At 67.0% G+C, this 26,824-nt stretch carries 29 protein-coding genes; 9 read left to right on the top strand and 20 right to left on the bottom strand.

The genetic code is table 11. From position 1 onward, the window contains the following. Positions 1-23 precede the first annotated feature (23 nt). Genes mreC through rodA form a run of 4 tightly spaced genes read left to right on the top strand, consistent with a single transcriptional unit; the run spans position 24 to position 4,543 of the window. Positions 24-908: a rod shape-determining protein MreC gene (gene mreC, locus AT699_RS29270; protein WP_006389856.1), complete on the top strand. Its 885-nt coding sequence runs from the start codon at positions 24-26 to the stop codon at positions 906-908. Further along, complete coding sequence (mreD, locus tag AT699_RS29265) at positions 895-1,464, top strand: rod shape-determining protein MreD (protein WP_020925967.1); 570 nt, start codon at positions 895-897, stop codon at positions 1,462-1,464. Before mreC ends, mreD begins: the two co-directional genes overlap by 14 nt. Positions 1,465-1,481: 17 nt before the next feature. After that, positions 1,482-3,410 carry a penicillin-binding protein 2 gene (gene mrdA, locus AT699_RS29260; RefSeq protein WP_006389858.1) on the top strand — a complete coding sequence of 643 codons (1,929 nt, stop codon included), beginning with the start codon at positions 1,482-1,484 and terminating at the stop codon, positions 3,408-3,410. Next, entirely contained in the window at positions 3,407-4,543 is a 1,137-nt protein-coding gene (gene rodA / locus AT699_RS29255; protein ID WP_006389859.1) for a rod shape-determining protein RodA, read from the top strand. Before mrdA ends, rodA begins: the two co-directional genes overlap by 4 nt. A gap of 176 nt (positions 4,544-4,719) precedes the next feature. Here rodA and AT699_RS29250 read toward each other — a convergent pair whose 3' ends face one another. The 5 genes from AT699_RS29250 to argB form a co-directional block, all read right to left on the bottom strand. Further along, positions 4,720-5,769, bottom strand: a complete 1,050-nt coding sequence (locus AT699_RS29250; protein WP_020925968.1) for an Ldh family oxidoreductase — start codon at positions 5,767-5,769, stop codon at positions 4,720-4,722. A gap of 12 nt (positions 5,770-5,781) precedes the next feature. Further along, a complete protein-coding gene (locus tag AT699_RS29245) occupies positions 5,782-7,275 on the bottom strand; it encodes a DASS family sodium-coupled anion symporter (RefSeq protein WP_006389861.1) in 1,494 nt (497 codons plus the stop codon). A gap of 286 nt (positions 7,276-7,561) precedes the next feature. Beyond that, positions 7,562-8,137 (bottom strand): nucleoid occlusion factor SlmA, encoded by a 576-nt coding sequence (slmA, locus tag AT699_RS29240; RefSeq protein WP_006389862.1) that lies wholly within the window; start codon positions 8,135-8,137, stop codon positions 7,562-7,564. A gap of 55 nt (positions 8,138-8,192) precedes the next feature. Then, on the bottom strand, positions 8,193-8,939 hold the full coding sequence (locus AT699_RS29235) for a pyrimidine 5'-nucleotidase (protein WP_006389863.1): 747 nt from the start codon (positions 8,937-8,939) through the stop codon (positions 8,193-8,195). Continuing rightward, positions 8,939-9,841 carry an acetylglutamate kinase gene (gene argB, locus AT699_RS29230; RefSeq protein WP_026382124.1) on the bottom strand — a complete coding sequence of 301 codons (903 nt, stop codon included), beginning with the start codon at positions 9,839-9,841 and terminating at the stop codon, positions 8,939-8,941. The genes AT699_RS29235 and argB overlap by 1 nt, the downstream gene beginning before the upstream one ends. A gap of 335 nt (positions 9,842-10,176) precedes the next feature. On the opposite strand from argB, the gene AT699_RS29225 reads away from it, so the two are divergent. After that, a complete protein-coding gene (locus AT699_RS29225; RefSeq protein WP_006389865.1) occupies positions 10,177-10,965 on the top strand; it encodes a MetQ/NlpA family ABC transporter substrate-binding protein in 789 nt (262 codons plus the stop codon). 201 nt (positions 10,966-11,166) lie between these two features. On the opposite strand, the gene AT699_RS29220 is transcribed toward AT699_RS29225, so the two are convergent. From AT699_RS29220 to AT699_RS29205, 4 genes are read right to left on the bottom strand one after another with little or no spacing between them, the layout of a single operon-like run. Then, a complete protein-coding gene (locus AT699_RS29220; protein ID WP_006389866.1) occupies positions 11,167-11,661 on the bottom strand; it encodes a peroxiredoxin family protein in 495 nt (164 codons plus the stop codon). Continuing rightward, positions 11,658-12,404, bottom strand: coding sequence for a BON domain-containing protein (locus AT699_RS29215; RefSeq protein WP_006389867.1), 747 nt, complete (start codon positions 12,402-12,404; stop codon positions 11,658-11,660). Before AT699_RS29215 ends, AT699_RS29220 begins: the two co-directional genes overlap by 4 nt. Next, positions 12,401-12,994: a phosphoheptose isomerase gene (locus AT699_RS29210; RefSeq protein WP_006389868.1), complete on the bottom strand. Its 594-nt coding sequence runs from the start codon at positions 12,992-12,994 to the stop codon at positions 12,401-12,403. Before AT699_RS29210 ends, AT699_RS29215 begins: the two co-directional genes overlap by 4 nt. 30 nt (positions 12,995-13,024) lie before the next feature. After that, positions 13,025-13,504, bottom strand: coding sequence for a YraN family protein (locus tag AT699_RS29205; protein WP_020925974.1), 480 nt, complete (start codon positions 13,502-13,504; stop codon positions 13,025-13,027). Positions 13,505-13,570: 66 nt separating this feature from the next. On the opposite strand from AT699_RS29205, the gene rsmI reads away from it, so the two are divergent. Both rsmI and AT699_RS29195 read left to right on the top strand, forming a co-directional pair. Continuing rightward, a complete protein-coding gene (gene rsmI, locus AT699_RS29200) occupies positions 13,571-14,500 on the top strand; it encodes a 16S rRNA (cytidine(1402)-2'-O)-methyltransferase (RefSeq protein ID WP_006389870.1) in 930 nt (309 codons plus the stop codon). Positions 14,501-14,503: 3 nt separating this feature from the next. Then, positions 14,504-15,121, top strand: coding sequence for a methylated-DNA--[protein]-cysteine S-methyltransferase (locus AT699_RS29195; protein WP_006389871.1), 618 nt, complete (start codon positions 14,504-14,506; stop codon positions 15,119-15,121). Between the two features lie 3 nt (positions 15,122-15,124). Here the strand turns inward: AT699_RS29195 and AT699_RS29190 are convergent, their stop codons facing one another. After that, a complete protein-coding gene (locus AT699_RS29190; protein ID WP_024070668.1) occupies positions 15,125-16,081 on the bottom strand; it encodes a septal ring lytic transglycosylase RlpA family protein in 957 nt (318 codons plus the stop codon). Beyond that, positions 16,078-16,950 carry an RNase adapter RapZ gene (gene rapZ, locus AT699_RS29185; RefSeq protein WP_006389877.1) on the bottom strand — a complete coding sequence of 291 codons (873 nt, stop codon included), beginning with the start codon at positions 16,948-16,950 and terminating at the stop codon, positions 16,078-16,080. The genes AT699_RS29190 and rapZ overlap by 4 nt, the downstream gene beginning before the upstream one ends. A gap of 199 nt (positions 16,951-17,149) precedes the next feature. Here rapZ and AT699_RS29180 point away from each other — a divergent pair, with 199 nt between their 5' ends. Then, a complete protein-coding gene (locus AT699_RS29180; RefSeq protein ID WP_108914029.1) occupies positions 17,150-17,905 on the top strand; it encodes a c-type cytochrome in 756 nt (251 codons plus the stop codon). Positions 17,906-17,916: 11 nt separating this feature from the next. After that, positions 17,917-19,200, top strand: coding sequence for a c-type cytochrome (locus tag AT699_RS29175; protein ID WP_024070666.1), 1,284 nt, complete (start codon positions 17,917-17,919; stop codon positions 19,198-19,200). Here AT699_RS29175 and AT699_RS29170 read toward each other — a convergent pair whose 3' ends face one another. From AT699_RS29170 to AT699_RS29130, 9 genes are all read right to left on the bottom strand, one after another. Further along, positions 19,201-20,634: an aminotransferase-like domain-containing protein gene (locus AT699_RS29170; protein ID WP_020925981.1), complete on the bottom strand. Its 1,434-nt coding sequence runs from the start codon at positions 20,632-20,634 to the stop codon at positions 19,201-19,203. 21 nt (positions 20,635-20,655) lie between these two features. Beyond that, positions 20,656-21,582 (bottom strand): HPr(Ser) kinase/phosphatase, encoded by a 927-nt coding sequence (gene hprK, locus AT699_RS29165; protein WP_024070665.1) that lies wholly within the window; start codon positions 21,580-21,582, stop codon positions 20,656-20,658. A 19-nt stretch (positions 21,583-21,601) separates the two neighbouring features. After that, entirely contained in the window at positions 21,602-22,057 is a 456-nt protein-coding gene (locus AT699_RS29160) for a PTS sugar transporter subunit IIA (protein WP_006389881.1), read from the bottom strand. 386 nt (positions 22,058-22,443) lie between these two features. Continuing rightward, positions 22,444-22,779, bottom strand: coding sequence for a ribosome hibernation-promoting factor, HPF/YfiA family (gene hpf / locus AT699_RS29155; RefSeq protein ID WP_006389882.1), 336 nt, complete (start codon positions 22,777-22,779; stop codon positions 22,444-22,446). Positions 22,780-22,999: 220 nt separating this feature from the next. Next, the gene (gene lptB / locus AT699_RS29150; protein WP_035184247.1) at positions 23,000-23,794 is read right to left on the bottom strand and encodes an LPS export ABC transporter ATP-binding protein; all 795 of its coding nucleotides are present in this window, start codon (positions 23,792-23,794) and stop codon (positions 23,000-23,002) included. 32 nt (positions 23,795-23,826) lie between these two features. Continuing rightward, complete coding sequence (lptA, locus tag AT699_RS29145; RefSeq protein ID WP_006389884.1) at positions 23,827-24,468, bottom strand: lipopolysaccharide transport periplasmic protein LptA; 642 nt, start codon at positions 24,466-24,468, stop codon at positions 23,827-23,829. After that, positions 24,465-25,097 carry an LPS export ABC transporter periplasmic protein LptC gene (lptC, locus tag AT699_RS29140; protein ID WP_006389885.1) on the bottom strand — a complete coding sequence of 211 codons (633 nt, stop codon included), beginning with the start codon at positions 25,095-25,097 and terminating at the stop codon, positions 24,465-24,467. The genes lptA and lptC overlap by 4 nt, the downstream gene beginning before the upstream one ends. Positions 25,098-25,127: 30 nt before the next feature. Further along, on the bottom strand, positions 25,128-25,736 hold the full coding sequence (locus AT699_RS29135; RefSeq protein WP_006389886.1) for a KdsC family phosphatase: 609 nt from the start codon (positions 25,734-25,736) through the stop codon (positions 25,128-25,130). Further along, a complete protein-coding gene (locus AT699_RS29130) occupies positions 25,733-26,722 on the bottom strand; it encodes a KpsF/GutQ family sugar-phosphate isomerase (RefSeq protein ID WP_006389888.1) in 990 nt (329 codons plus the stop codon). Before AT699_RS29130 ends, AT699_RS29135 begins: the two co-directional genes overlap by 4 nt. Positions 26,723-26,824: the final 102 nt, after the last annotated feature.

Raw genomic sequence — 26,824 nt, 5'->3', positions numbered from 1 at the left:
CGCGGGCGCCCGGGCTGAGATTCATGCAACGACAAGGGACTCCCCCCCTATTCAGGCGCGGCCCTCCCGCGGAGGTGCGGCTGGTCATCCTGGTCGTCCTGGCACTGGCTCTGATCATCATGGATTCGCAGTGGCGCATGCTGGAACCGGCGCGCCGGGCGATGTCCGTGGCGCTGTATCCCTTCCAGCGCGCCGTCATGGCGCCGCGCGACCTGGTCCAGCAGGTCAATGAATGGGTCAACGCGGCCAACCTCATCCGCAGCGAAAACGAAGCCCTGCAGCGCCAGCGCATCGAACTGGCCCAGGTGGCCACGCACGCGGCGCAGCTGGCCGCCGAAAACGCCCAATTGCGCCGCCTGCTCGGCGTGACCGACACCGTGGCCCAGTCGGCCGTGGTGGTCGAAGTGCTGTACGAACCCACCAACGCCTTCAACCAGCGGCTGGTGTTCAACAAGGGCAGCAAGGCCGGCCTGGCGCCGGGCATGCCGGTGATCGATGAAGGCGGCGTGGTCGGCCAGATCGTGCGCGTCACGCCCATGACGGCCGAGGCTGCCCTGGTCACCGACGAACAGGTATCGATCCCGGTGCAATTGCTGCGCAACGGCCTGCGCCTGATCGCCTTTGGCGGGAACTCTCCCGGCAAGATGGAGGTCCGCTACCTCGCGGCCAATGCCGACATCAAGGAAGGCGATACCATCGTCACCAGCGGCGTCGGCGGCTTGTTTCCCGCCGGCCTGCCGGTGGCCAAGGTGACCTCGGTCGAGCGCGACACCGCTTCCGGCTTCGCCCGCGCCGTCTGCGAGCCGCTGGCCCACCCTGAGCGCTATCGCCACTTCCTGGTCCTGCAGGTGGATGTGGAACGTGCCGAGTCCAACCGTCAGGAGGTCGATTCCGGTGGATCGGACTAACCAACCATCATCCGGCCAGCCCCGGCGCCGCCTGGGCACGCCCAGCAACGTGCAGCCTGACCGCCTGTCGGGGCCGGCGCACGGCCTCTTCGTGTGGGGCACCATCCTGCTGGTGTGGCTGGTGTCGCTGCTGCCGTGGCGGTTGTGGCAGGGCGCGCCCGACGTGCTGATCCTGATCATCGCTTTCTGGTGCGTCCATGAGCCGCGCCGCGTCGGCCTGTTCACCGCCTTCTGCTTCGGCCTGCTGATGGACGTGCATGACGCGGGCCTGCTCGGCGAGCACGCGCTGTCCTACACCCTGGTCGCCTACGGCGCCGTGGTGCTGCACCGCCGCCTGCAACGGTTCGACCTCTGGAGCCAGGCGATGCACATGTTGCCGGTGTTCCTGATCGCGCGCTTCATCACCCAGATCATCCATGCCTGGCTGGCCGGCAAGTGGCCGGGCTGGGACTGGAGCATCAGCGTGGCCATCACCGCCGCGTTGTGGCCGCTGGCGGGCTGGGTGCTGCACTTGCCGCAGCGCGGTGCCGACGACGCCGAATCCTCCTCCGCCTGACGGCGGCGCCGCGTCTCATGTTTGAATTCAAGAAAACCGGCCAGCAGCAGAAGCAGCGCTTCCGCCTGCGCGCCTGGGTCGGCGGCATCTTTGCGCTGGTCTGCTTCGGCGTGCTGATAGGCCGGTTCTGGTACTTGCAGGTCGACCGTTACGAAGGCCTGTCCGAACGCGCCGACCGCAACCGCATCGCGGTCGTGCCGATCCCGCCGCGCCGCGGCGAGATCCTCGACCGCAATGGCGAAGTGCTGGCGCGCAACTACCGCACCTACACCCTCGAAGTGGTGCCGGCCCAGGCCGGCAACATGAATGCGCTGTTCGAGCGTCTGACCGAGGTGGTCTACATCAGCCCGGCCGATCAACGCCGCTTCAAGCGCCGCGCCGCCGAATCCAGCCGCTACGCCAGCCTGCAGCTGCGCAACAACCTCAACGAGACCGAAGCGGCCTGGTTCGCGGCCCACGCCTTCCAGTTCCCCGGCGTCGAGCTGCGCGCCCGCTGGGTGCGCGAGTATCCGCAGGGGCAGTCCGCCGCCCACGTGGTGGGCTACATCGGCCGCATCGCCGAAAACGACAACGAGGAACTCGAACGCGCCGGCCTGCTGGGCAACTATCGCGGCACCGACGTGATCGGCAAGAAGGGCATCGAGAAGACCTGGGAAGAAGCCCTGCATGGCCGCACCGGCCTGGAAGAGGTCGAAGTGACCGCGGGCGGCCGCCCCATGCGCACGTTGCGCCGCATCGACCCGGTGCCGGGCTCGGACATCATGCTGTCGATCGACCTGGGCCTGCAGAAGGTGGCCGAGGAAGCCTTCGAGGGCCAGCGCGGCGCGCTGGTGGCGATCGATCCCGACACCGGCGAGGTGCTGGCCTTCGTCTCGCAGCCCTCGTTCGACCCGAACCTGTTCGTCGACGGCATCGACGTGGACAACTGGCGCATGCTGAACGAGTCGCCGGACCACCCGCTGATCAACCGCCCGCTGTACGGCACCTACCCGATCGGTTCCACCTACAAGCCTTTCGTCGGCCTGGCGGCGCTGGAACTGGGCAAGCGCCGCGCCACCGACCGCATCTCGGACCCCGGCTACTACGAGTTCGGCGGCCAGAAATTCCGCAATGCCGGCGGCGCCGCCTATGGCATGACCGACATGCACAAGGCCATCGTGGTGTCGTCGGACACGTACTTCTATTCGCTCGGCCCCGAGATCGGCGTGAACGCGCTGCACGATTTCACCAAGCAGTTCGGCTTTGGCCAGATCACCGGCATCGATCTCGAAGGCGAGAAGCGCGGCGTGCTGCCCTCGACCGAGTGGAAGCGTTCGGCCTACAAGGACAAGGACCGCCAGCGCTGGTACGCCGGCGAGACGATTTCGGTGGCGGTGGGGCAGGGCTACAACGCCTTCACCCTGCTGCAACTGGCGCAGGGCACCTCGACCCTGGCCAATAACGGGCTGTACCGCCGTCCGCACCTGGTGCACGCGGTGCGCGACCCGCGTTCGGGCGTGGCCAAGCCTACGGAATCCGCGCCCGACTACCGCATCCCTCTCAAGCAGGCCAACGTCGACGTCATCAAGAACGCCATGGCCGACGTGGTCCGCGCCGGCACCGCGCGCCGCGCCTTCGCCAACGCGCCCTATCAGGCCGCCGGCAAGACCGGCACGGCCCAGGTGTTCAGCCTGCGCGGCGGCCACTACCGCGCCAGCGCCATCGACGAACGCCTGCGCGACCACGCGCTGTTCATGGGCTTCGCGCCGCTGGAACACCCGCGCATCGCCGTCGCGCTGATCGTCGAAAACGCCGGCTGGGGCGCCAGCGTCGCCGCGCCGGTGGCGCGCAAGGTGTTCGACTACTGGCTGGCCAAGGATCGCCAGGACAAGATCCAGCGCCCCGAGCGCAACGCGTCGACGGCCTCGGTCGAAAACATCACCTCCGATCTGGTGCGCCAACAATGAAGCGTCTCGGCCTGATCCTGCTGCGCGTCTTCACGGCCTTCGACTGGCCGCTGCTGGCGATCCTGCTCATGTTCGCGGCGCTCGGCCTGACGGTCATGCATTCGGCGGTGGGCGGCACCGACTGGCGCTTCGCCGAACAGTCGCGCAATTTCATCATCGCTTTTTTCGCCATGTGGACCATGGCGCTGATCCCGCCCAAATGGCTGATGAAGCTGGCGCTGCCGTTCTATGTGATCGGCGTGGTGCTGCTGCTGGGGGTGGAGTTCTTCGGCGAGACCAGCAAGGGCGCGACGCGCTGGCTCAACCTGGGCGTGACCCGTATCCAGCCGTCCGAAATGATGAAGATCGCCGTGCCCATGATGCTGGCCTGGTATTTCCAGCGCCACGAGGGCGCGGTGCGCATCCGCGACTTCCTGGCCGCCGCCGCGATGCTGGCCGCGCCCTTCGGGCTGATCGTGCTGCAACCCGACCTGGGCACCGCGCTGCTGGTGTTCGGCGCCGGCTTCTTCGTCATCTACTTCGCCGGACTGTCGTTCAAGCTGCTGGTGCCGGTCATGCTGGCGGGCATCATCGCCATCGGCACGCTGGTGTACTACGAAGACCAGTTGTGCGAACCGGACGTCAACTGGGTGGTGCTGCACGATTACCAGAAGCACCGCGTCTGCACGCTGCTCAACCCCAGTTCCGATCCGCTCGGCAAGGGTTTCCACACCATCCAGTCGATGATCGCGGTGGGCTCGGGCGGGGTCTACGGCAAGGGCTACATGAAGGGCACGCAGACGCACCTGGACTTCATCCCCGAACGCACCACCGACTTCATCTTCGCCGTCTACGCCGAGGAATTCGGCCTGTACGGCGGTATCGCCATCCTGGTTCTGTATGGCCTGATGATGGCCCGCGGCCTGACCATCGCTTCGCGCGCGTCATCGCAGTTCGGGCGGTTGCTGTCCGGGGCGTTGACGATGATGCTGTTCATCTATGTATTTGTGAACGTGGGCATGGTGACGGGGATTCTGCCTGTGGTCGGGGTGCCATTGCCGTTCATGAGCTATGGCGGTACCGCGTTGTTCACCATGGGGATTGCGTTTGGGATCATGATGAGCATTAGTCGGCATCGGTCGGTCAAGAGCTGAGCTTTTTTCTTCGTAGGCCGCCCGGGGCGGTGGGCGCACGGGTGGGCGCGCCTACGATTGCGGTCCGGAGCCTTCGCTCCGGACCGCAATCGTAGCCCCGCCGCCCCCGCCCGCCAACGCAACGGGCGGCTCAAGAACCCTTGAGCCGCCCGCAAAACACAACCATCCTGCAACCATCAAGGCAACGCGTCAGCCACCCCAACGTCCGCGGCCAGCTTCTTCAACCCCTCCCAGATGGGCGGCGAAAATTCCAGCGAATCCGCGTTCAGCTCCCGATTGCGGGCTTCATACTCGCCCGGGTACTGAACCCCATCCACGCCCGGCTGGGGCGGGCAGGCATGCAGGTAGTCGATGAACGCGCCCACTTCCATCGAGCGCCAGTCCGTATTGAAGTCCACCTGCGGATCCAGCAGCAGCGCGAACATATTGTTCGTGGCCACCCCGTTGCGCGGGTGTTCCGGCTGGATCGTGCCGCCGCCGGACAGCACGCCCGCCAGCAGCTCGGCCACCAGGCCCATCGCGTAACCCTTGTGGCCGCCGAACGGCAGCAGCGCGCCCGGCGGATCGGTGAACAGGGCGCCCGGGTCCGTGGTCGGATTGCCTTGCGCGTCGATCAGCGAGCCCGGCGGCGCCTGCTCGCCCTTGGCCGCCAGCACGCGGGCCTTGTTCACCGCGATCGAACTGGTCGCCATGTCGACGATGAACGGCGGGCGGCCGCCCGGCAATGGGCCGGCAAAGCACAGCGGATTGGTCGTCAGGCAGGCGCGCGCGCCGCCGAACGGCGCCACGGTGGGGGCGCGGTTGATCACGTTGGTGAAGGCCAGCAGGATCAGACCCTTGGCCGCCACCATCTCGCCGTAGTGGCCCATGCGGCCCAGGTGGTGGCTGCGGCGCAGTGTCAGGATGCACTGGCCGTGCGCCTGCGTGCGCTCGATGGCCTGCTCGATCACGACCTTGCCCACGTACTGGCCCAGGCCGTTGTGGCCGTCGTAGGCCAGCATGGCGCCACGGTCGTTGAGCAGTTCGGGGCGGCCGTCGGCCTGCGCCAGGCCTTCGGCCAGCACACGCCGATAGTTGGTCAGGATGGACAGGCCGTGGCTGGTGTAGCCCACGCGGTCGGACTCCACCAGGTGCTCGGCCACGTCGCGCGCGATATCTTCCGGCACGCCTTGCGCCATCAGCACGCGACGGCCGTATTCATTGGCTTGGGCAATGGAGATCTTCATGATGCGGTCTCCTTACAGCCAGCCCAGCCAGCGCCAGTAGGTCATGCCCATCAGCATCATCAGCGCGTAGCCGATGATGGTGACCAGGATGCCGACCTTGGCGAACTGCTTGGCGTTGAAGGTTTCCGTGCCCAGGCACACCATGTTCTGCGGCGCGTTGATCGGCAGGATGAAGCCATAGCTCACCACGAAGCCCAGCAGCATGGTCATGCCCAGGCGGCTGAAGTCGCCCGGCAGCGTGGCCAGCACCGAGATCAGGATCGGCAGCATCGCCGAGGTCAGCGCGGTGGCGCTGGCGAACCCCAGGTGGATGATGATCAGGAAGGCCGACAGGATCGCGAAGATGGCCAGCGGGCCGAGATGGTCCAGGCCGGTGTGCGCCACCACCTGGTTGCCCAGCCATTGGCCGGCCTGCGTGGTCAGCAGCGCGGTGCCCAGGCTGATGCCGACGCCGAAGACGATCACGGTGCCCCATGGAATGCGCGATTGCACGTCTTTCCACGTCATCACGCCAAAGCGCGGCAACAGCAGCAGCACCAGGCCGAAGTAGGTGGTGGAGGTGGTGTCGAACTTGTGCAGCTTGCCTTCGGTCGACCAGAACAGCAGCAGCATGACCGACACGGCCATCAGGCGCTTTTGCGCGCCCGTCATGGGGCCCAGTTCAAGCAGCGATTTCTCCACGGCTTCCTTGCCCCCCGCGATGCTGTCGCTTTCCGGCGGCAGCAGCTTGAGCACAATGATGATCAACACCGCCGACATGATCAGCGACCAGGGCGCGCCGGCGATCAGCCAGTCCGACCAGGCCACGCGCTGGCCCAGCATCTTTTCCATGAAGCCGACCGTCAGCAGGTTCTGCGCGGCCGCGGTCTGGATGCCCACGTTCCAGATGCTGGTGGCCTGCGCCACGATGATCATGATGCCGGCGGCGATGTTCGAGCGCTTGTCCACGCCGAAGGCCGCGATCACGCCCATCATGATGGGCACCACGGCCGCGCTGCGGGCGGTCGCGCTGGGCACTACCAGGCTCAGCACGATGGTCACGGCGATACATCCGATCAGGATGCGCCGCGTGCTGGTTCCGACCTTGGACAGCGTCACCAGCGCGATGCGCCGATCCAGTCCGGTGAAGGTCATGGCCGCGGCGATGAACAGGGCGCCGGTGACCAGCGCCAGCGCCGAGTTGGCGAAGCCGGTCAGCGCCATGCTGATGGCGGCCGACGTGCCGTAGACCACCTGCGGATCCTTGATGGTGGGCGCGGTGCCCAGCAGGAAGGCCATCAGCGTCGTGATCATGATCGCGCTGGCTTCGTAGGACACGGCTTCCGTGATCCACACCACCACCGCGAACGCCAGGATCGCCAGCATGCGATGGCCGGCAACGGGCAGGTCGGCCGGCAAGGGCAGCATCAGCACGCCGATCATGACGATGAAGCCGGCGACCAGGCCGATCGGGATTTTGGTTTTCTTGGGGGCTTGCGAGGCAGGGACAGCGGTTTCCGCAGTCATATCCATCTCCGGTTGAGGTCAAACTGACGACACCCCGTTGCCAAGCCTTGGGCTGGATCAAAGCGAAGTGTCGACGCTACAGAATGATCGTGACGGCATTAAGGAAAACCCGTATTGATACGTGTCAATTCGGCGGACAATCATGCTTGTCGGAAACCCGCTCCGGAGATTATGCTCGTCGGCCGGCAAAAATCGCAACCCTGCGAATGTTGCATAAAAACAAACAAATACTGCAACACCACCCGTGCGAGGCAGTTAATTCGTTCGTGTTATGGCGCGAATGAGATCAGCCCAACGCCAGGCGCAATTGCTCGTCCAGGTGCAGCGTGGGCGCCACGCGCCAGCCGCTCTGCGCATAGCGCAGCCAGCGGCCCAGCACCAGGTGCGTCAGCAGGCTGGCGTGCGCGGCCACGTTGGCCTCGGGCGGCAGGCCGCCGTCGGTCACGGCGATACGCAGCGATTGCTTCAACGACGCCTCGATGCGGTCGTTGATGTGGTTGATCCGTTCCTGCAGGCGATTGTCCTCGGTGACCAGGGCGTCACCCGTCAGCACCCGCGTCATGCCTCGATTACGTTCCGAGAACGTCAGCAGCATCGACACCGTCTGGTGCGCCTGCGACAGGCCATAGGGCTCGGCGATGGCGATCTGGTTCACCAGCGTGAAGATGCTGGTTTCGATGAATTCGATCAGCCCTTCGAACATCTGCGCCTTGCTGGCGAAATGCCGATAAAGCGCGGCTTCCGATACCGCCAGGCGCGCGGCCAGCGCCGCCGTGGTGATGCGCGAGGCGTGCGGCTGCTCCAGCATCTCGGCCAGGGTCTGCAGAATCTGGGTCTTGCGCTCGCCGGGTTTGCTCGCCATGGACGGGTCTGGTGTTACGCAGGCTGACGGTGGAGGAGGGAAGGCGCGTCGGCGATCAACCCCGCAAGGGGCGCCGGCGCAGCAGCAAATCACTGACGGAGTTTACCCGCAAGTCGACGTAGGCCGGCCGTTGCGCGCGGCCGCGCGCAAACGGGGTGCCGGGATGGAACACATGCACCGTGCGCAGCCCGGCGCGGCGCGCGCCGCGCAGATTGGCAAGGGTGTCTTCCACCAGCACCGCCTGGCGCGCCGGCACGCCTTCGCGCGCCAGCACGTAGCGCAGCAGCGCCGGCGATGGCTTGGGGCGGAATTCGCCATGCAGGCGCATGTGCTCGATGGCCCACAGGCTGTCGAACTGGCGCAGGATGCCCAGCCGCCGCAGCACCGCGCGCGCGTAATGCAGCGGCGCGTTGGTCAGCAGTACCTTGCGCCCGGGCAGTTGCTTCAGCTTGTACGCCAGCGCCTTTTCGGCGCGCACGAGCGGATTGACGTCGAAATCATGGCTGCGATGCAGGAAGACATGCGGGTCCACGCCATGGTGCCGGACCATGCCGATCATCGTGGCGCCATAGCGCTGCCAGTACTGCTTGCGCACGGCATTGGCGGTGTCGACGTCGACCTCCAGCGCCTCGGCCACCGCCATGGTCATGCCATGGTCGATTCGAGGGAAGATCGCATGCGACGTATCGTGCAGCGTGTTGTCCAGGTCGAACAACCACAGGCGCCCGGGGGCGTCCGTGGTCGTGCGGCGCGAGCGGCGCTGGCGCACCGCCGGCCGCAGCAGGGTGCGCAGCGCTCGCATCAGTGCGAGCTGATCATCGTGCCAACGCCTTGGTCGGTCAGGATTTCCAGCAACAGGCAGTGCGGCACGCGGCCGTCGACGATGTGCACCGAATTGACGCCATTCTTGGCGGCATCCAGCGCCGACGAGATCTTGGGCAGCATGCCGCCCGAGATGGTGCCGTCGGCGAACAGCTCGTCGATGGTCTGGGCCGACAGGCTGCGCAGCAGCTTGCCGCCCTTGTCCAGCACGCCCGGGGTGTTGGTCAGCATCAGCAGCTTTTCGGCGCCCAGCACTTCGGCCATCTTGCCGGCGACGACGTCGGCGTTGATGTTGTAGGCGGTGCCGTCTTCACCGTAGCCGATGGGCGAGATGACCGGAATGAACTGGTCGTCCTGCAGGGCCTTGACCACCGCCGGCTCGACCAGGGTGATGTCGCCGACGAAACCGATGTCGATCGGTTCGGCCGGGTTTTCCTTGTTGGCCATCAGCTTCTTCTGGGCCTGGATCAGTCCGCCGTCCTTGCCGGTCAGGCCCACGGCCTTGCCGCCGACCTCGTTGATCATCATGACGATGTCTTGCTGGACCTGGCCGCCCAGCACCCATTCGACCACTTCCATGGTCTCGGCATCGGTGACGCGCATGCCCTGGATGAAGGTGCCCTGCTTGCCGATGCGGCGCAGCGCGTCGTCGATCTGCGGGCCGCCGCCGTGCACCACCACCGGATTCAGACCCACCAGCTTGAGCAACACCACGTCATGCGCGAAGCTGCGCTGCAGGCGCTCTTCCGTCATGGCGTTGCCGCCGTACTTGACCACGATGGTTTTGCCGTGGAATCGTCGGATATAAGGCAGCGCTTCGGAGAGCACCGCGGCTTTGACAGCGGGAGACGAGACGGCAGCAGGGTCGGGGGTGTCGGTCATGGCAGCTAAGTCGGCAATAAGTAGGGTATGAAAGTTAGAGGTTGAAAGCCCGCGCCAGCGATGGCGGACAGGCATTGCCCCCCGTGGGGGCGTGGGGTCCGGCAGTAAAAAAATGCCTGCACAGGAACGCGTTGGCAACGCGGTAGCGCAAGCATACGACGGATTGTAGTACCCGCAGGTTGCTTATGCTTTAAACCCATGTTGTTATGCCCGACAAATAACCGGCATTCGGGTAAATTGGGGGCGTTTTCGCAACGGAGCACCCCTCACAAGGGGGAATCTCCACACCGGCCGGGCATATGCCCCCAAATTTCTACCTATAAAAGAGGCAACTCATGCGTTTGAATTTCGTCCGTTCCGCCCTGGTGGCGTCGGCCCTGCTGGTGGCAGCCACCGCCGCCCATGCCGAAAAGATCGTGGTGGGCGCCACCCAGGTGCCGCATGCCGAGATCCTGGAAGTGGTCAAGCCGCAGCTGGCCAAGGAAGGCGTGGAACTCGACATCAAGGTGTTCAACGACTACGTGCAGCCCAACCTGCAACTGGCCGACAAGCAGCTCGATGCCAACTTCTTCCAGCACAAGCCGTACCTGGATACCTTCAACAAGGACCGCAAGGCCACGCTGGTGCCGGTCGCCCTGGTGCACGTGGAGCCGTTCGGCGGTTACTCCAAGAAGATCAAGAGCCTGGCCGAACTGAAGGACGGCGCCACCGTCGCCATCCCGAACGATCCGTCCAATGGCGGGCGCGCGCTGGTGCTGCTGCAGAAGCAGGGCGTCATCAAGCTGAAGGATCCCTCCAACATCCTGGCGACCGCCGCGGACGTGACCGATAACCCCAAGAAGCTGAAGTTCCGCGAACTCGAGGCCGCCATGCTGCCGCGCTCGCTGGACGACGTCGACCTGGCCCTGATCAACACCAACTACGCGCTCGAAGCCGGCCTGGTGCCGACCAAGGACGCGCTGTTCATCGAGGGCTCGGATTCGCCGTACGCCAACATCCTGGTGACCCGCTCGGACAACAAGGACGCGCCGGGAATCAAGAAGCTGGTCAATGCGCTGCATTCGCCCGAGGTGAAGAAGTTCATCGTCGAGAAATACAAGGGCGCCGTGGTGCCGGCGTTCTGATCGCGACGCTTCCCCTGCCGAAACCGCCCGCATCATGCGGGCGGTTTCTTTTTTTTGGGCCAGGCGCTGGCTTCGGACGTGGGGCCAGGGGGGCGGCGGGGATCGGCCCGGGGTGTGGCCGAGGCCGGCGGGCCGCCCGCGGCCAAATGAAAACCGCCCGGCAGGCGGGCGGTTCATGGCGGCGGCCAAGCGGACCGGGGTTCAGCCCGCGGCCAGTGCCTTCTCGACGGTGGCATGGAATTCGGCCACGTCGTATTCGCCCAGGTAGCGCTTGATAATGCGTCCCTGTTTGTCGATCAGGAAGGCCGTGGGCGTCAGGCGGATGTCGCCAAAGGCGCGGGCGATGTTGCCCTTGGTGTCCAGCGCCACCGGGAACGGCAGCTTGCGGCTTTCGCTGAAGTTCAGCACGTAGTTGGGCGGGTCGTAGTCCATGGCGACCGCGATGGCCTCGTAGCCCTTGCCCGCGTACTCGTTGTAGGCCGAGATGGTTTCCGGCATCTGCTTGACACAGGTGACACAGCTGGTGGCCCAGAACTTCACCAGGACCACCTTGCCGCGCAGGTCCTGCATGGAGAAGGTCTTGCCCTCCAGCGTGGTGAAGGTCACGTCGGGCGCGGTTTGCGTGGGGCGCAGGGTGAACCAGGCGCCGACGCCGACCGCCACCAGGACGGCCAGGGCTACGATGGCTTTTTTCATTTGATGGGCATCGCCTCTACGGCACTGCCACCGCTGCTGGGCGCGCTGCTGCCGCTGTCGGCAGCGCCCGCGCCGCTTTCGATGGGGGCCTTGGTTTCCGTGGTGGTCGACTTGCTGCCGCTGCTGGACAGGCGGATCGCTTCCTCGCGGCTGATGGTCTCGAACAGTTTTACCACTTTTGCCACGCCGCCGAGGTCGGCCACCGCGTTGGCGGCGTAGTCGCCCTCGGCCTGCGTCACCTTGCCCATGAGGTAGACGACGCTGTGGTCGGTGGTGACGGCGATGGTGCCGGAGGGCACGTACTTGGTGTTGATCAGCGCGGTCTTGGCCTTGGACGTCAGCCAGGTGTCGTTCGAGCGCACGCCGAACGACGCGATCGGACCGACGGTGAGCTGGTTGACCACCTGCTTGACGTTCTCGACGCCCTGGGCGATGGCGGTGGCCTGCGACTTGGCTTCCTCGGTGGGCACGTCTCCGGTCAGCAGCAGGTGGCCGCCGTACGCCATGGCGTTGACGCGCGCCGCGTCGCCGAGCTTGTCGGAGATCTGCTTCTGGGCCTTGAAGGCCATGTTCTGGTCTTCGAGCTGGATCCCCGAGGTGCGCCGGTCGGTGACGACGACGGCGGTGGTGGCGGCCGCGCCGCCCACGATCAGGGGCGCGCAGGCCGACAGCGACAGCGCGGCGCCGGACAGGGCCGCGGCGAGCAGCAGGGGGCGGGCGGCGGTTCTGGCGTCTGAAATCATTCGGTGTCTCCAAGCAGAAGAGCGTCAATGCCGTCGCAAAGCGCATGCAACAGCAGTATATGGACTTCCTGGATGCGCATGGTGCGATCGCTGGGAACACATAGATGGACGTCCATTGGCGTGATGAGTTCCCCCATGACGCCGCCGCCCTTGCCGGTCAGGGCCAGGACGTGCATTTCGCGGCTGGCGGCCGCCTCCATGGCGCGCACCACATTGGGCGAATTGCCGCTGGTGGAAATGGCCACCAGCACGTCGCCGGCCTGGCCAAAGGCGTTGACCTGGCGTTCGAACACTTCGTCGAAACCGTAGTCATTGCCGACGGCGGTCAGGATCGAGGTGTCGGTGTTCAGGGCGATGCCGGCCAGGGGCAGGCGTTCGCGTTCGAAGCGGCCGACCAGTTCGGCGATGAAATGTTGCGCGTCGGCGGCCGAGCCGCCGTTGCCGCAGGCCAGAATCTTGCCGTTGTTGGCCAGGGCGCCAAACAGCACGTCCACCGCGATCGCCAGCGGCTCGGCCAGCACGTTCATGCTTTGTTCGTACGTGGCCATGGCGTCGCGAAAGTGCGACGTCATTCGAGAGGTCATATCCATGGCCGCGATTATCTCACGGGCGGCGCCCGATCAAGGCAGCTCGAACGCCGCGCGTAGCCACCGGACCTGGCCGCCGTCGAAGAGCACGGCGTCGAAGCGGACCGCGGGCGGCCTGCCGCGCCAATGGCGTCGGGCCAGCTCGGGCAGCCAGTGGGCCGCCGCGCGCGCCAGCCGCGCCTGTTTGTCACGGCCGATGCTGGCGGCCGCGCCGCCATAGGCGTCTGCCTGGCGTGAACGCACTTCGACCAGCACCAGGATGTCGCCTTCACGCATGGCCAGGTCGATCTCGCCGGCGCGGCAGTGCAGGTTGCGCGCCAGCAGCACCAGGCCGGCGGCCTGCAGCAGGCGCAGCGCGGCGTCTTCATGGGCGTCGCCGGTGCGTTGGCGGGGCGAGCGCCGGGGAGGCGGGCGGTCCGCGGGGCCGGCGCGTCGCGCCGCGCGGCGGCGGCGTTTTTCGGCGCGGCGGCGTGCCGCCAGGGCGAGCTCGAAAGCGAATGTGTCAACCGTCATGCCAGTTCCGAAACGGGGGGGCGATGGCGGCTACACTGGCATGGTTTTCCGTGTAAGTAGGCTGCAATGAACCAAAATGTCTCACCCCCGGTGGCCGGCGATGCCTGGGCCCGCGTGGCTGAACGCGTGGCCGGGCAGCATTGGCCGGCCTCGACGCTGTATGTGGTGGCCACGCCGATCGGCAATCTGGGCGACCTGGGGTTGCGGGCCTGGCACGCGCTGCAGCGCGCCGACGTGATCGCGGCCGAAGACACCCGCGCCAGCCGCACCCTGCTGGATGCCTGGGGCGTCGGCACGCCCCTGATGGCGGCTCACCGACACAATGAAGCGGCGGCGGCGCAGGCCATCTGCGAACGCCTGGCCCAGGGCCAGCGCGTGGCGCTGGTGTCGGACGCCGGTGCGCCGGCGGTCAGCGACCCCGGGGCGCGCGTGGTGCGCGCGGTGCGTGAAGCCGGTTTCGCCGTGGTGCCGGTGCCCGGCCCCAGCGCGGTGATCGCCGCCTTGATGGGCAGCGGCGTCACCACCGACGAAAATCCCGCATACGCGTTCGCCGGCTTTGCGCCATCCAAGGCCGCGGCCCGCCAGCGCTGGCTGCGCACCTGGTGCGCGTTGCCCGCGCCGGTGGTGATGTTCGAATCGCCGCATCGGCTCGCGGCGACCCTGGCGGATCTGCTGGAGGTCTGTGGCCCCGCCCGCCTGGTGACGGTGGCCCGTGAACTGACCAAGCGTTTCGAGGAGATCGCCACGTTCCCGCTGTCCGAGGCCGCCGCCTGGCTGGCAGCCGACCCGCATCGCGAGCAGGGGGAATTCGTGCTGATCGCGCATGCCCAGGCGGGTGGCGAGGTCGACGAAGACGCCGACCCGCGCGCCGACGCGTTGCTGGACGCGCTGCTGGAAACCCTGTCGCTGCGCGATGCCTCGAAGGTTGCGGCCAAGGTCACCGGCCTGTCGCGCGACGTCCTGTACAACCGGGCCCTGGCCCGCAAGAATTCGTAAGCCATGATCTACATCGCACAGGCACGCAAGCGTCCCGGCGAAGCGGCCGAACGCGTGGTCTATCGGGACATGCCCACGCCTTTGGGTGAAATGCGGCTGGTGGCCAGCGCCAGGGGCCTGCGCGGCGCCTGGTTCACCGACCAGATGTCGCTGCCCCCGGCCGACGGCTGGGTGCTCGACGAATCGGATCCCATCCTGGAACAGGCGCGGCGCGAACTGGACCAGTGGTATGCCGGCGAGCGCCGCGATTTCGACGTGGCGCTCGATCCGGTCGGCACGCCGTTCCAGCACGAGGTCTGGCGCGCCCTGTGCACGCTGGATTTCGGCCAGCTTGCCAGTTATGGCGAACTGGCGCGCGTCGTGGGGCGTCCCAAGGGGGCCCAGGCGATCGGCGGCGCGGTCGGGCGCAATCCAGTCAGTATCATCATCCCCTGCCATCGCGTGATCGGCGCGGACACCTCACTGACCGGGTTTGGCGGCGGCCTGCCGCGCAAGCAGGCGCTGCTCAAGCACGAAGGCAGCCAGTACCTGAGCCGCAATCCGCGCGCGCGGCGGGTTTGCGACGGGCAGGCGCAACTGCCGTTCGAGTTGCCGACGTTCGACTGGCCGCCGGCAAGGTAGGCGTTATTGCGCGGCGATGCTGGGGGTGATGCCGAGGCGGTCGGACACCAGCTGTACCGCGTTCAAGGCGCTCTGGCGATCCGGATAGGGCCCGATCTTGACGCGGTACAGATTGTTGGCCTGCTCCACCGCGGCCGCGGGCGCGCCCTCGGCGCCCAGTTGCGTATTGATGCGGCTGACCAGTGATTGCGCGTTGGCCGGCTGGCTGAACGCGCCCACCTGCAGGTAGACGCTGCCGGCCGCGCCCATCGGGCGCACCGGCGCGCTGCCCGGCGCGGGCGCGGGCTGCTGTGCCAGCGGCTGGGGTTCCAGCGCCACCGGCGCGGCGGCAACCGGCGTGGCCACCGGCGTGGAACCGGTCGCCGAGGCGGGCATCGGCGCCGGCGTGCCCTGCGAGGCCAGGCGGCGGATCTCGTCCTGTCCGATGCTCTCGACCACCACCTGGCCGCTGCCCGGCCCGATGATGCCCAGCTTGTAGGCCGCCACGTACGACAGGTCCATGATGCGGTCGCTGTGGAATGGCCCGCGGTCATTGACCCGCACGACGATGGTCTTGCCGTTGACCAGGCTGGTGACGCGCGCGTAGCTCGGGATCGGCAGCGTGGTGTGGGCCGCCGTCATGGCGTACATGTCGTACGGCTCGCCGATGGAAGTGGAGTTGCCATGGAACTTCTTGCCGTACCACGAGGCGATGCCCTGGCGCTTGTAGGGCTGGCCGCTGGTATCCGGCACGTAGCGCTGGCCGAACACCACATACGGCCGGTTGGCGCCGCTGGCGTAGGGCTCGATGCGCGGCACCGCGTCCGGAACCTGGTCCAGGTTGGACGGCGGATTGGCGTCCGGGCCATCGTCCTTGTAGTACCCGCCGCCTTTCTTGCGTCCCCCGGTGGAAGAGCAGCCGGCCACGGCAATGGCCAGCAACAGCATCATCAGGATATGGAGCGGGCGGGACAGGATCATGCGGATTCGTCGGGCAGTTGGGTGCGATGGCGCACCAGCAGCGGGTCGTGGTCGGCAAAGCGCTTGGCCAGCTCTTCGACCACGTAGACCGAACGATGCTGGCCGCCGGTGCAACCGATGGCGACCGTCAGGTAGTTGCGGGTGTCTTGCGTGTATTGCGGCAGCCAGCGGTTCAGGAAGCCGGTGATGTCGTCGATCATCTGGCCCACCTGTTCATAACCGGCCAGCCAGGTGGCGACGGGCTCGTCGCGGCCGGTCAGCGGACGCAGGTTGCGGTCGTAATAGGGGTTCGGCAGGCAGCGCACGTCGAACACCAGGTCGGCATCGCGCGGCACGCCGCGCTTGTAGGCGAACGATTCGAAGGTCAGCACCAGCGGCGCGCGGTCGGCCTGGATCAGGTCGCGGATCCACGCGCGCAGCTGGCCCGGGGTGAGTTCCGAGGTGTCGATGACGTGTTCCTGCTCGCGCAGCGGCGCCAGCAGTTCACGTTCGAGCGCGATGCAGTCGGTCAGCGACGGGGCGGTGCCGCCGCGTTGCAGCCGGTCGGTCAGCGGATGGCGGCGGCGCGATTCGGAGTAGCGTTGCACCAGGGTGTCGGTGCTGGCATCCAGGAACACCACGCGCAGGCTGGTTCCCATGGCGCGCAGCGCGGTGACCACGTCCGGCAGTTCGGCCAGTTCGCCCGGCGAACGCACGTCGATGGCGACCGCCACGCGTTCCAGGCCGTCGTCACGGGCATTGGCGATGAATTCAGTCAGGAACCGCACCGGCAGGTTGTCGACGCAGGTGTAGCTGGCGTCCTCGAGCATGCGCAGGGCGACGGACTTGCCTGAGCCTGAGATGCCGGTGACGAGGACGACTTTCAACATGGACATGATTGTGGCACGCTTTTCCGGGAGGATGCCGGCGGGTCGGCATCTGATATGGCCGTAAACTGCGGATCTGCGCCTGTACCGTTTTACCGCCCCTGGCGTAAGCTTGGGCACCGGCACACGACCGAGATTCATCTACGCGCCCCGCCGCCATGCGCTTCCGGGGTTGGTTCGACTTAGTGTTAACTGGCCCTAGATGTTAGCCTTCATTTCCTTTCGTAGTGTTTCACTGCCACGGTTTTGGGCAAAATCCCGGCTTCTGGCCGCCGCCGTTGTGGCCTTTTCCGCAGCCCCCGTGCTGGCCCAGGACACGCCCCAGGTATTGCAGCCCGGCACCATGGCGGCCCGGGTGGCGGCCTGTACGGCCTGTCACGGCGAGCAGGGCCGCGCCGGCGCCGACGGTTATTACCCGCGCCTGGCCGGCAAGCCGCAGGAATACCTCTACCACCAACTGCTCAATTTCCGCGACGACCGGCGCCAGTACCGGCCCATGGCGCACCTGCTGGCGGGCCTGCCGGATGCCTATCTGCACGAAATGGCCGGCTACTTCGCGGCGCAGCACGTGCCGTATCCGCCGCCGGTGCGCGCCGAGGTGTCCGCCGCCACGCTGGAAGCCGGCCGCAGGCTGGCGCTCGGCGGCGATGCCGCCCGCAGCCTGCCGGCCTGTGCGTCCTGTCACGGCGCCTCGTTGGGCGGCCTGTTGCCGGCCGTTCCCGGATTGCTGGGCTTGCCGCGCGACTACATCAGCTCGCAGATCGGCAGCTGGAAGAACGGCCTGCGCCGCGCCGCCGCGCCCGATTGCATGGCCGACGTTGCCCACAAACTCACGCCCGCAGACATCGGCGCCCTGGCGGCCTGGCTGTCGTCGCAGCCGGTGGCTGACGACTATGCGCCCGAACCGGCCGGTTCCCTGCGCCTGCCAGCCGAGTGCGGCAGCCAGGCGCAGCGTTGAGGGGGCACGCCATGAAACTGATGAAGCGACTCCTCGGCATCCTGTTGGCGCTGGCCGTGTTGGCGGTCGGCATTCTCTATTGGCAAGGCACGCGCGACGATGCCAGCACCGGCCCGACCGAGGCGCCGGCCGATCCGCAGCAGCGCATCGAGCGCGGCCGCTACCTCGCCCTGGCCGGCAATTGCATGGCCTGCCATACCGCGCGCGGGGGCCAGGCGTATGCCGGAGGCACCGCCATTCCGACGCCGTTCGGCACGATCTACGGCCCCAACATCACGCCCGACGAGAAGACCGGCATCGGCGCCTGGAGCGCGGATGATTTCTGGCAGGCGCTGCACAACGGCAAGTCGCGCGACGGCACGCTGTTGTATCCGGCCTTCCCGTACACCGAATACACCCGCGTCACGCGTGCCGACTCGGATGCCCTGTTCGCCTATCTGCGTACGGTCACGCCGGTCGAACGGCCGAGCCGCGCGCCGGAACTCGATTTCCCGTACGACCAGCGCATCCTGCTGGCGGCGTGGCGCGCCCTGTACTTCCGCCCTGGCGTGCAGGAGGCCGATCCGGGCCAGTCGACCCAGTGGAACCGCGGACGCTACCTGGTCGAGGGCCTGGGCCACTGCGCCGCTTGCCATGCGCCGCGCAACAGCCTGGGCGCGACGCGCGCGACCGACGGCCTGGCTGGCGGCATCATTCCCATGCTGGACTGGTATGCGCCGCCCTTGACCAACGATCCGCAGACGGGCCTGGGGCGCTGGTCGGCCGAAGATATCGCGGCGCTGCTGCGCACCGGCATCGCGGCCCACTCCAGCGCCAGCGGCCCCATGGCCGAGGTGGTGCTGGGCAGCACGCAGCACCTGAGCGATGCCGACGCACTGGCGATGGGCGTGTATCTCAAATCGTTGCCGTCGACTCCGGCGCCGGCAGCGGTCGCGAGCGCCGCGGTCGCGCCCGCGGCGATGGAGCTTGGCGGCAAGATCTACCGCCAGCAATGCGCGCAGTGCCACCAGCCGGCGGGCGAGGGCAGTGCGGGCGCCTGGCCCGCGCTGGCCGGCAACCCGACCGTGACGGCGCCGTCTCCGCTCAATGCCATACGCATGGTGCTGGATGGCGGCTTCGCGCCGGCCACCGCGGCCAATCCGCGGCCCCACGGCATGCCGCCGTTCGGCCAACTGCTCAATGACAATGATGTCGCCATGCTGGTGTCCTACATCCGCAACAGCTGGGGCAACCAGGCGGGGGGCGTGACGCCGCTGGAGGTCAAGCGCGCCCGCGCCGCCTCGACCCGCAACTGATCAGGAGGGCCGCGTCGCCTGGCTGCAGGCCGCGCGCGCCATCTCGCCCAGGACGCGGATGGCGTCGGCCTTGCCGTCGTCCCATGGATGGCCGTAGTTCAGCCGCAGGGCGTTGCCGAACTGCCCGCTGGCCGAGAAGATCGGTCCCGGCGCCACGCTGATGCCGCGCGCCAGCGCCTGCCGGTGCAGCGCCAACGCGTCCACCGCCGCGGGCATTTCCAGCCACAGGAAGAAACCGCCCTGCGGACGCGTCACGCGGGTCCCGGCGGGAAACTCGCGCGCGATCGCATTGGCCATCAGGTCCTGCTGGGCCTGCAGCGTTTCGCGCAGCCGGCGCAGGTGGCGGTCGTAGCCGCCTTGCTCCAGGTATTCGGCGAGCGCGCCCTGGGCCGGACCGGACGCCGACAGGGTGGACGACAGTTTCAGGCGCTGCACGCGCTGCGTATAACGGCCGGCGCTGGCCCAGCCGATGCGGTAGCCCGGCGCCAGGCACTTGGAGAACGACGAACAGTGCAGCACCAGCCCGTGCTTGTCGAAGGCCTTGGCAGGCACCGGCCGGGCCGCGCCGAAGTACAGCTCGCCGTAGACGTCGTCCTCGATCAACGCGATTTCGTGGCGCGCCAGCAGCTCGACCAGCTGCCGCTTCTTTTCCTCGGGCATCAGGCTGCCCAGCGGATTCTGGAACTGCGTCATCAGCCAGCAGGCCTTGGGCCGGTGGCGCTTGATCGCCGTTTCCATGGCCTCCAGGTCCACGCCGGTGCGCGGATGCGTGGGCACTTCCAGCGCCTTCAAGCCGTGGCGCTCCAGCGCCTGCAGGGCGCCGTAGAAGGTCGGCGCTTCGACGATGACCGTGTCGCCGGGTTCGGCCACGGCCTGCAGGCACAGGTTGAGCGCTTCCAGCGCGCCATTGGTGACCACGATGTCGTTGGCCGGCACGTTGATGCCGGCGATCAGGTAGCGCAGCGCGATCTGCCGGCGCAGGCCGGGGTTGCCGGGCGACAGGTCTTCTATCGTGTCCAGCGGGTCCTGGCGCTTGAGATGAGCCGACATGGCCTGGGCCAGCCGCGGCAGCGGGAACAGCAGCGGCGACGGAAAGGCCGAGCCCAGCGGCGTGACGTCGCGGTTGCGCACGGAATCGAGGATGTCGAAGATGCGCTCGCTGATCGCCAGCTCGGTCGATTCGCCGTCGGGACAGGACGTGTCCGGTTCGGGCGGCAGACTGTCGTCGCGCGCATTGACGTAGTAGCCGGAACGGGGGCGGGCGCGGACCAGGCCGCGCGCTTCCAGCAGGTAATAGGCCTGGAATACCGTCGACGGACTGACGCCGCGGCTGGAACAGGCATCGCGCACCGAGGGCAGCTTGTCGCCCACGCGCAGCACGCCGTCGCGGATCGACTTGGCGATCTCGTTGGCGAGTTTCTCGTACAGGCTCACGGTGCCGCGGGGCGACGCGCGTTATTTGCTGCTTTGCAGGATCGCCATGGCCTGGCGTTCCATGAATTCGCCCAGGGTGTCGATGCCGCGCAGCTTCAGGATGGTGTTGCGCACGGCGGCTTCGACCAGCACCGCCAGGTTGCGGCCGGCGGCAACCTGCAGCATGACCTTGCGCACGGGCAGGCCCAGCATGTCCTGGGTGATGTCCCGCAGCGGCAGGCGTTCGAACTTGTCCTGCGCGGTGGCGCGCACCAGGTGCACGATCAGCTTCAGGCGCATCTTGCGTCGCACCGAGGTCTCGCCGAAGATGGTGCGGATATCCAGCAGGCCCAGGCCGCGCACTTCCAGCAGGTTCTGCAGCAGCTGCGGGCAGTGGCCTTCGATCATGTTGGGCGCGGTGCGCGAGAATTCGACCGCGTCGTCGGCCACCAGGCCGTGGCCGCGCGAAATCAGCTCCAGCGCCAGTTCGCTCTTGCCCAGGCCGGATTCGCCGGTGATGAGCACGCCCAGGCCCAGCACGTCCAGGAACACGCCATGCACGGTGGTGGTGGGCGCGAGCTTCTTGCCCAGGTAGATGCGCAGCAGGTCGATCAGCTGCGCGGCCGCCACGGGAGTGGACAGCAGCGGCACCTGGTGCTGGTCGCATTGGTCCACCAGATCCTGCGGCGGCGTCAGGCCGTCGGCCAGCAGGATGGCCGGCACGCCGCCGATCAGCAACTCGTCCATGTGGTGCATGCGGCGGCGCAGGTCGAAGCGCGTGTAGTACGCCAGTTCCTCCTGGCCGAACACCTGGATGCGCGACGGGTGGATCAGGTTCAGGTGGCCCACCAGGTCGGCGGCCGCCATGCCGTCATCGGGAATCGCGCGGTCCGCGGCCCCCTGGCCGGAAATCCAGTTGAAGGGGATTTTGTCGGCGTTGTCGTCGACGAGTTCCTGCACCGTGAGCATGGCAGCGTTTCCGCGAGGGTCAGAGTTGGCCGGTGGTGAGCATCTTGTGCACGACGGCCGGATCCGGCTCGGTGGCCAGGGCCTCGCGCAGGGCCTTGTTGGACATCAGTTGCGCCAGTTCGGCCAGGATGTCCAGGTGTTGTTGCGTGGCGGTTTCCGGCACCAGCAGACAGAGCAGCATCGAGACGGGCTGGCCGTCCGGTGCGTCGAACGTGATGGGCTGCGCCAGGCGGATGAAGGCGGCCAGCGCCTGCTCCAGGCCCTTGACCCGGCCGTGCGGCACGGCAACGCCCTGGCCCAGTGCCGTCGAGCCCAGGCGTTCCCGTGCAAACAGGCTGTCGAACACGAGCGCGCGTGCCAAGCCGTGGTTGTTTTCAAAGAGGAGGCCAGCCTGTTCGAACGCGCGTTTCTTGCTCGTAGCGAGCATATCGAGGACGACGTTGCCGGCGGGAAGGATGCGCGACAAATGATTCATCGGGTCATTATAGGGTTATATGACGCACTGCAAAAAAACTCCGGTGGGGGCACTTTCCTGGCGGTCCGCACCCTCCTGGATCAGGCCGCCGCTCCCGGCACGAGAGCGACAGCATAGACCGATAGCGCCGCGTTGTGGGCATTCTTCGTGCGCAGGTAGGTATACCAGCACGGTATGGCGTGCTCGCTGCGAGCGGATATTCGGGGAGTACACGGCGCTCCGCGGCCATGTGCCGGGGAATCGGGGGACAAAGAGAAGGGGACTGAGGGAAGGAGTTTGCCGATGCCCCGGCTGGACGATGCGTCTAGCGGGACACCGGGACTTAGGCAGGATTCAACGATTGCTGTTTCCTGGCTCGCACGGCGAGCGGATCATGAAGCGCGTTGTTACTGGGTTGGCGAGAGGCTCGCCGCTTGCCGCTTCACGGACTCTGCCGAGTGGCTTCGTACCTTGTCCTTGTGCTTGATGACCTGACGGTCGACTTTGTCAGCAAGAAGGTCGATCGCGGCGTAGAGGTTTTCATCGGTTGCTTCACAATGAATGTCCTTGCCACTAAGACGCATGGTGATTTCGGCTCTGTGCCGCAGGGGCTCTACTGAGAGCATGACCTGGGTATCGATGACGTGATCGAAATGCCGCAGCACTCGCGCCAGTTTGTTCATGACATATTCCCGGATGGCCGGGGTGACGTCGAGGTGACGACCGCAGATGCTCAGGTTCATAGTGTGCTCTCCTTCTAAAAGAGGAAAAAATGGTGCGCGGAAGGCGCGGTGGGGTCGTTAGGCGTTCTCCTTGTTCGAGGGGTTCGTTTGATACTAGTGTATAGACTCGGGCCGATAAAACAAGCTGACCTAGCGCAAGTTCATGGCATTTTCATGGCGGCCGCCCAGGGGCGTGCCCCAGGGGCCGTCGCGGACCCTGGGACTTTCCCCAATCGGGGTGTTACATGCGGAAGTGTTCGCCCAGGTAGACGCGCCGAACGGCCGGATCGCCGACGATTTCGTCGGGGTGACCGTCGGTCAGCACCTTGCCTTCGCTGATGATGTAGGCGCGGTCGCAGATGCCCAGCGTTTCGCGCACGTTGTGGTCGGTGATCAGCACGCCGATGCCGCGGCCCTTCAGGAAACGCACGATGCGCTGGATCTCGATCACGGCGATCGGGTCCACGCCCGCGAAGGGCTCGTCCAGAAGGATGAAGCGCGGGCTGGTGGCCAGCGCGCGCGCGATTTCGACCCGGCGGCGCTCGCCGCCCGACAGCGAGATGGCGGCGTTGCTGCGGATATGGCCGATCTGCAGCTCTTCGAGCAGCAGTTCCATCTGTTCATTGATCTTGGGCGTGGACAGCGTGCGGCCGTCCGGCCCCAATTGCAATTCGAGCACGGCGCGGATGTTCTGCTCGACCGTCAGGCGCCGGAACACCGAGGCGTCCTGGGGCAGGTACGACAGCCCCATGCGGGCGCGCTTGTGGATCGGCATCGCGGTGATCACCGAGCCGTCGATCTCGATGCGGCCGGCGTCGGCCGGCACCAGCCCGACGATCATGTAGAAGCTGGTGGTCTTGCCCGCGCCGTTGGGGCCGAGCAGGCCGACCACTTCGCCGCTGGAGACGGACAGGGACACGTCCTGCACCACGGTGCGGCCGTTGTAGGTCTTGCGCAAGCCGGTTGCGCGCAGGCTGCCCTGCTTGACGCCCGAAGGGGCGGAGGTCACGGGAGTCTGCACAGAGGGTTGGTTCATCGTGGCTGCGTGTGGATAACGTGGGAGGCGCTTCAGCGCCCCTTCTTCGATTCTTGCTGCTTGCGGCACTCGGCGATCGCGGCATCGGACTTGGCGCGCGGCTCGGCCACCGAGCGCACCCGACCGCCGGCGGCCGACGAGTTCGGGCCGCCCTGGGCCTCGTAGGTGCCGCTTTTCTCGTTGTAACGCACCCGGTCGCCGCGAATCGTGTCAAACGGCTTGCCACAGACATAGCGCACCACCACGGCCTGGCCGATCAGGTCGAAGGTGCTCTTGGTGCCGTCGTATTCGGCGCGCAGGCCCTTGCCTTCGATCAGTTCGAAGTTCTCGGGACGTTCCTGGCGGATGGTCACGACCTTGCCCTTGTTGGCGGTCGCCGTGCCGTACTGGTTGCCCGCGGCGTCTTCGCGCATTTCCAGATTGTCGGAGGTGAGCGTCATCAGGCCGCGCGTCATGTTGACGTTGCCCGTGAAGACGCTCTGCTTTTTCACGTCGTCGTAGTGCAGCGTATCCGACAGGATCGTGGTGGTGGGTTCCTCGGCGGGCGCGGTCTTGCTTGCGCCGGCGGCCGGCTTGGGGTCGGCGGCGAGCGCCGGCGCAACCGCCGATGCCATCAACAGCACCGCGCCCAGCAGGCGCGTGGTGGGGGCAATGCGAATCCGGAAGTCGGTCATGGTTTCTTCTGGTCAGAGGTGTTGGCAGGGCTGTCGGCCTGGCGGCGCGGCTTGTTCTCCGAGCCGGCGATCTCCACGTCCGTGGAGGCCGATACCTGCAGTTGGCGTGTCTTGTTGTTGTAGTGCATACCCTTGCCGTTCATGCGCGAGCGTCCCTTGATGACCTCGGCCGGCAGGTCGGTGTACACCACGTCTTCGTCGGGCAGCAGGATCAGCTGTTGGCTGCGCACGTCCAGCACGTCGTTGTTGGCGTCGGGCTGGCGGTGCACGTGGGCGTCGCCATTCATGACGATGCGCTTGCCGCCCTGCTCCATGACGGCGGTCTTGGACACGCCCACGGTGATGGGACTGGCTTCGCGCTGGCCGACGGCCCGCGGTTGGGTGATGTGGTACGAATCGTCGTCGGGGAAATGCTCGGCGTAATCGCCTTCCAGCCGGTTGATGGGGCGACCGGTCGGGTCGGTGCGCAGCATCACGAAATTGCGCGACCAGGCGTCCATTTCGTGCGTGACGCGGCGCGGCGGATCCGTCTGGATGGCCCGTTGCGCGTAGTCGGCGGCCCAATACGTGCTGGCGACCAGCACCAGCAGCAGGAACAGCGCGATCAGGGAAGGGAAACGATCTTTCATCAGGTGTGCGAAGCGAGGTTGGGGGCGCGCTTACTGGATGGCGCCCGGGCCGAGCAGCCCCGGCGCGGCCAGGAATCCGCCCAGCCGGCCCTGGGAAGCCAGCAGCAGGTCGCAGCACTCGCGGACCGCGCCACCGCCGCCAGGTTGCGTGGCGATCCAGTGGGCCGCCTGGCTGACATAGCCCGGCGCATTCGGCACGCTGGCGGCGAAGCCCGCGCGTTGCATTGCCGGCAGGTCGATGATGTCGTCGCCCATGTAGCCGGTCTGGTTCAGTTGGACCGCGCTGCGCTGCGCAAGTTCGGCCAATGCGGCACCCTTGTCGCGCACGCCCTGCATGATCTCGGAAATGCCCAGTTCGGCGGCGCGGCGCGCCACGATCGGGCCGGAGCGGCCGGTCATCAGAGCGACCTTCAGGCCGCCTTCCATCAGCAGGCGCAGCCCGTGGCCGTCCAGCGCATGGAAGCGTTTCTGCACTTCGCCGCTTTCCCCGTAATACAGGCTGCCGTCGGTGAGCACGCCGTCCACGTCGAAGACCATCAGGCGCACGGCGGCGGCGCGTTCGCGCACGCCCGGCGGGATGCGGGCCAGGACCAGCGCTTCGGCGGGGTGGGTGATCGAGGGAGGAAGAGTCATAGTCATACCACTTTGGCGGCCATCAGGTCGTGCATGTGCAGGGCGCCGAGCAGGCTGCCATCGGCATCCAGCACCAGCATGTGATTGAGCCGCAGTTCGTCCATCTGGCGCGCGGCCTCGACGGCCAGCGCGTCCGGGTTGATGCTGCGCGGCGAGCGTGTCATGCCGGCCTCGACGTTCAGGCTGCGGATGTCGCCGTAGCGTGCGATCAGGCGACGCAGGTCGCCGTCGGTGAAGATGCCCACGGGGCGGCGCTGCGGGTCGCATACGACCGTCATGCCCATGCCTTTGGCGGACATGACCTCGAGTGCCTGCGCCACCGGCGTGCCCAGGGCCACCACGGGCAGGGCGTCGCCCTGGCGCATGACGTTGCGCACGTGGGTCAGCAGGCGGCGGCCGAGGGCGCCGCCAGGATGCGAGCGGGCGAAATCCTGCGGGCCGAAGCCGCGCGCTTCGAGGCAGGCCACCGCCAGGGCGTCGCCCAGCGCCAGGGCGGCCGTGGTGCTGGCAGTGGGCGCCAGGTTCAGGGGGCACGCTTCCTGGGCCACGCTGGCGTCCAGGTGGACATCGGCCAGCAGGGCCAGTTCGGACTGCGGATTGCCCGTGATGGCGACCAGGCCCGCGCCCATGCGGCGGGCGACAGGCAGGATGGTCAGCAATTCCTGGCCGGAGCCGGAGTACGAAATGGCGATCAGGACGTCGTCGCGGGTGATCATGCCCAGGTCGCCGTGCACCGCCTCGGCGGCGTGCACGAAGAAGGCGGGCGTGCCGGTGGAGGCCAGCGTCGCCGCGATCTTGCGGGCCACATGGCCGGTCTTGCCGATGCCGCTGACCACGACGCGGCCGCGGCAGGCCAGCAGCATGGCGACGACCTGCGCGAAGCTGTCGTCGAGCCGGGCGGACAGGTCCAGGATGCCCTGGCTTTCGATTTGCAACGTCCTGCGCGCAGATGCCAGCGCGGTCTCGGACGATGTGGTGGGATGGTCGGTCATCAGGGGATTTTAATATCAGGTTGCGGGTTTGCCCCGGGCTGGGGGGTATGGCATCCTGGCGGCTCTTTCATCCGGCTATCACTCTTTCCTTTCCAGGCCCGC

Origin of the sequence: Achromobacter xylosoxidans (assembly GCF_001457475.1) — a bacterium.
Lineage (GTDB): Bacteria > Pseudomonadota > Gammaproteobacteria > Burkholderiales > Burkholderiaceae_B > Achromobacter > Achromobacter xylosoxidans.
Note: the sequence above shows the minus strand (reverse complement) of the source record. Positions and strands in the feature narration are given on the sequence as shown.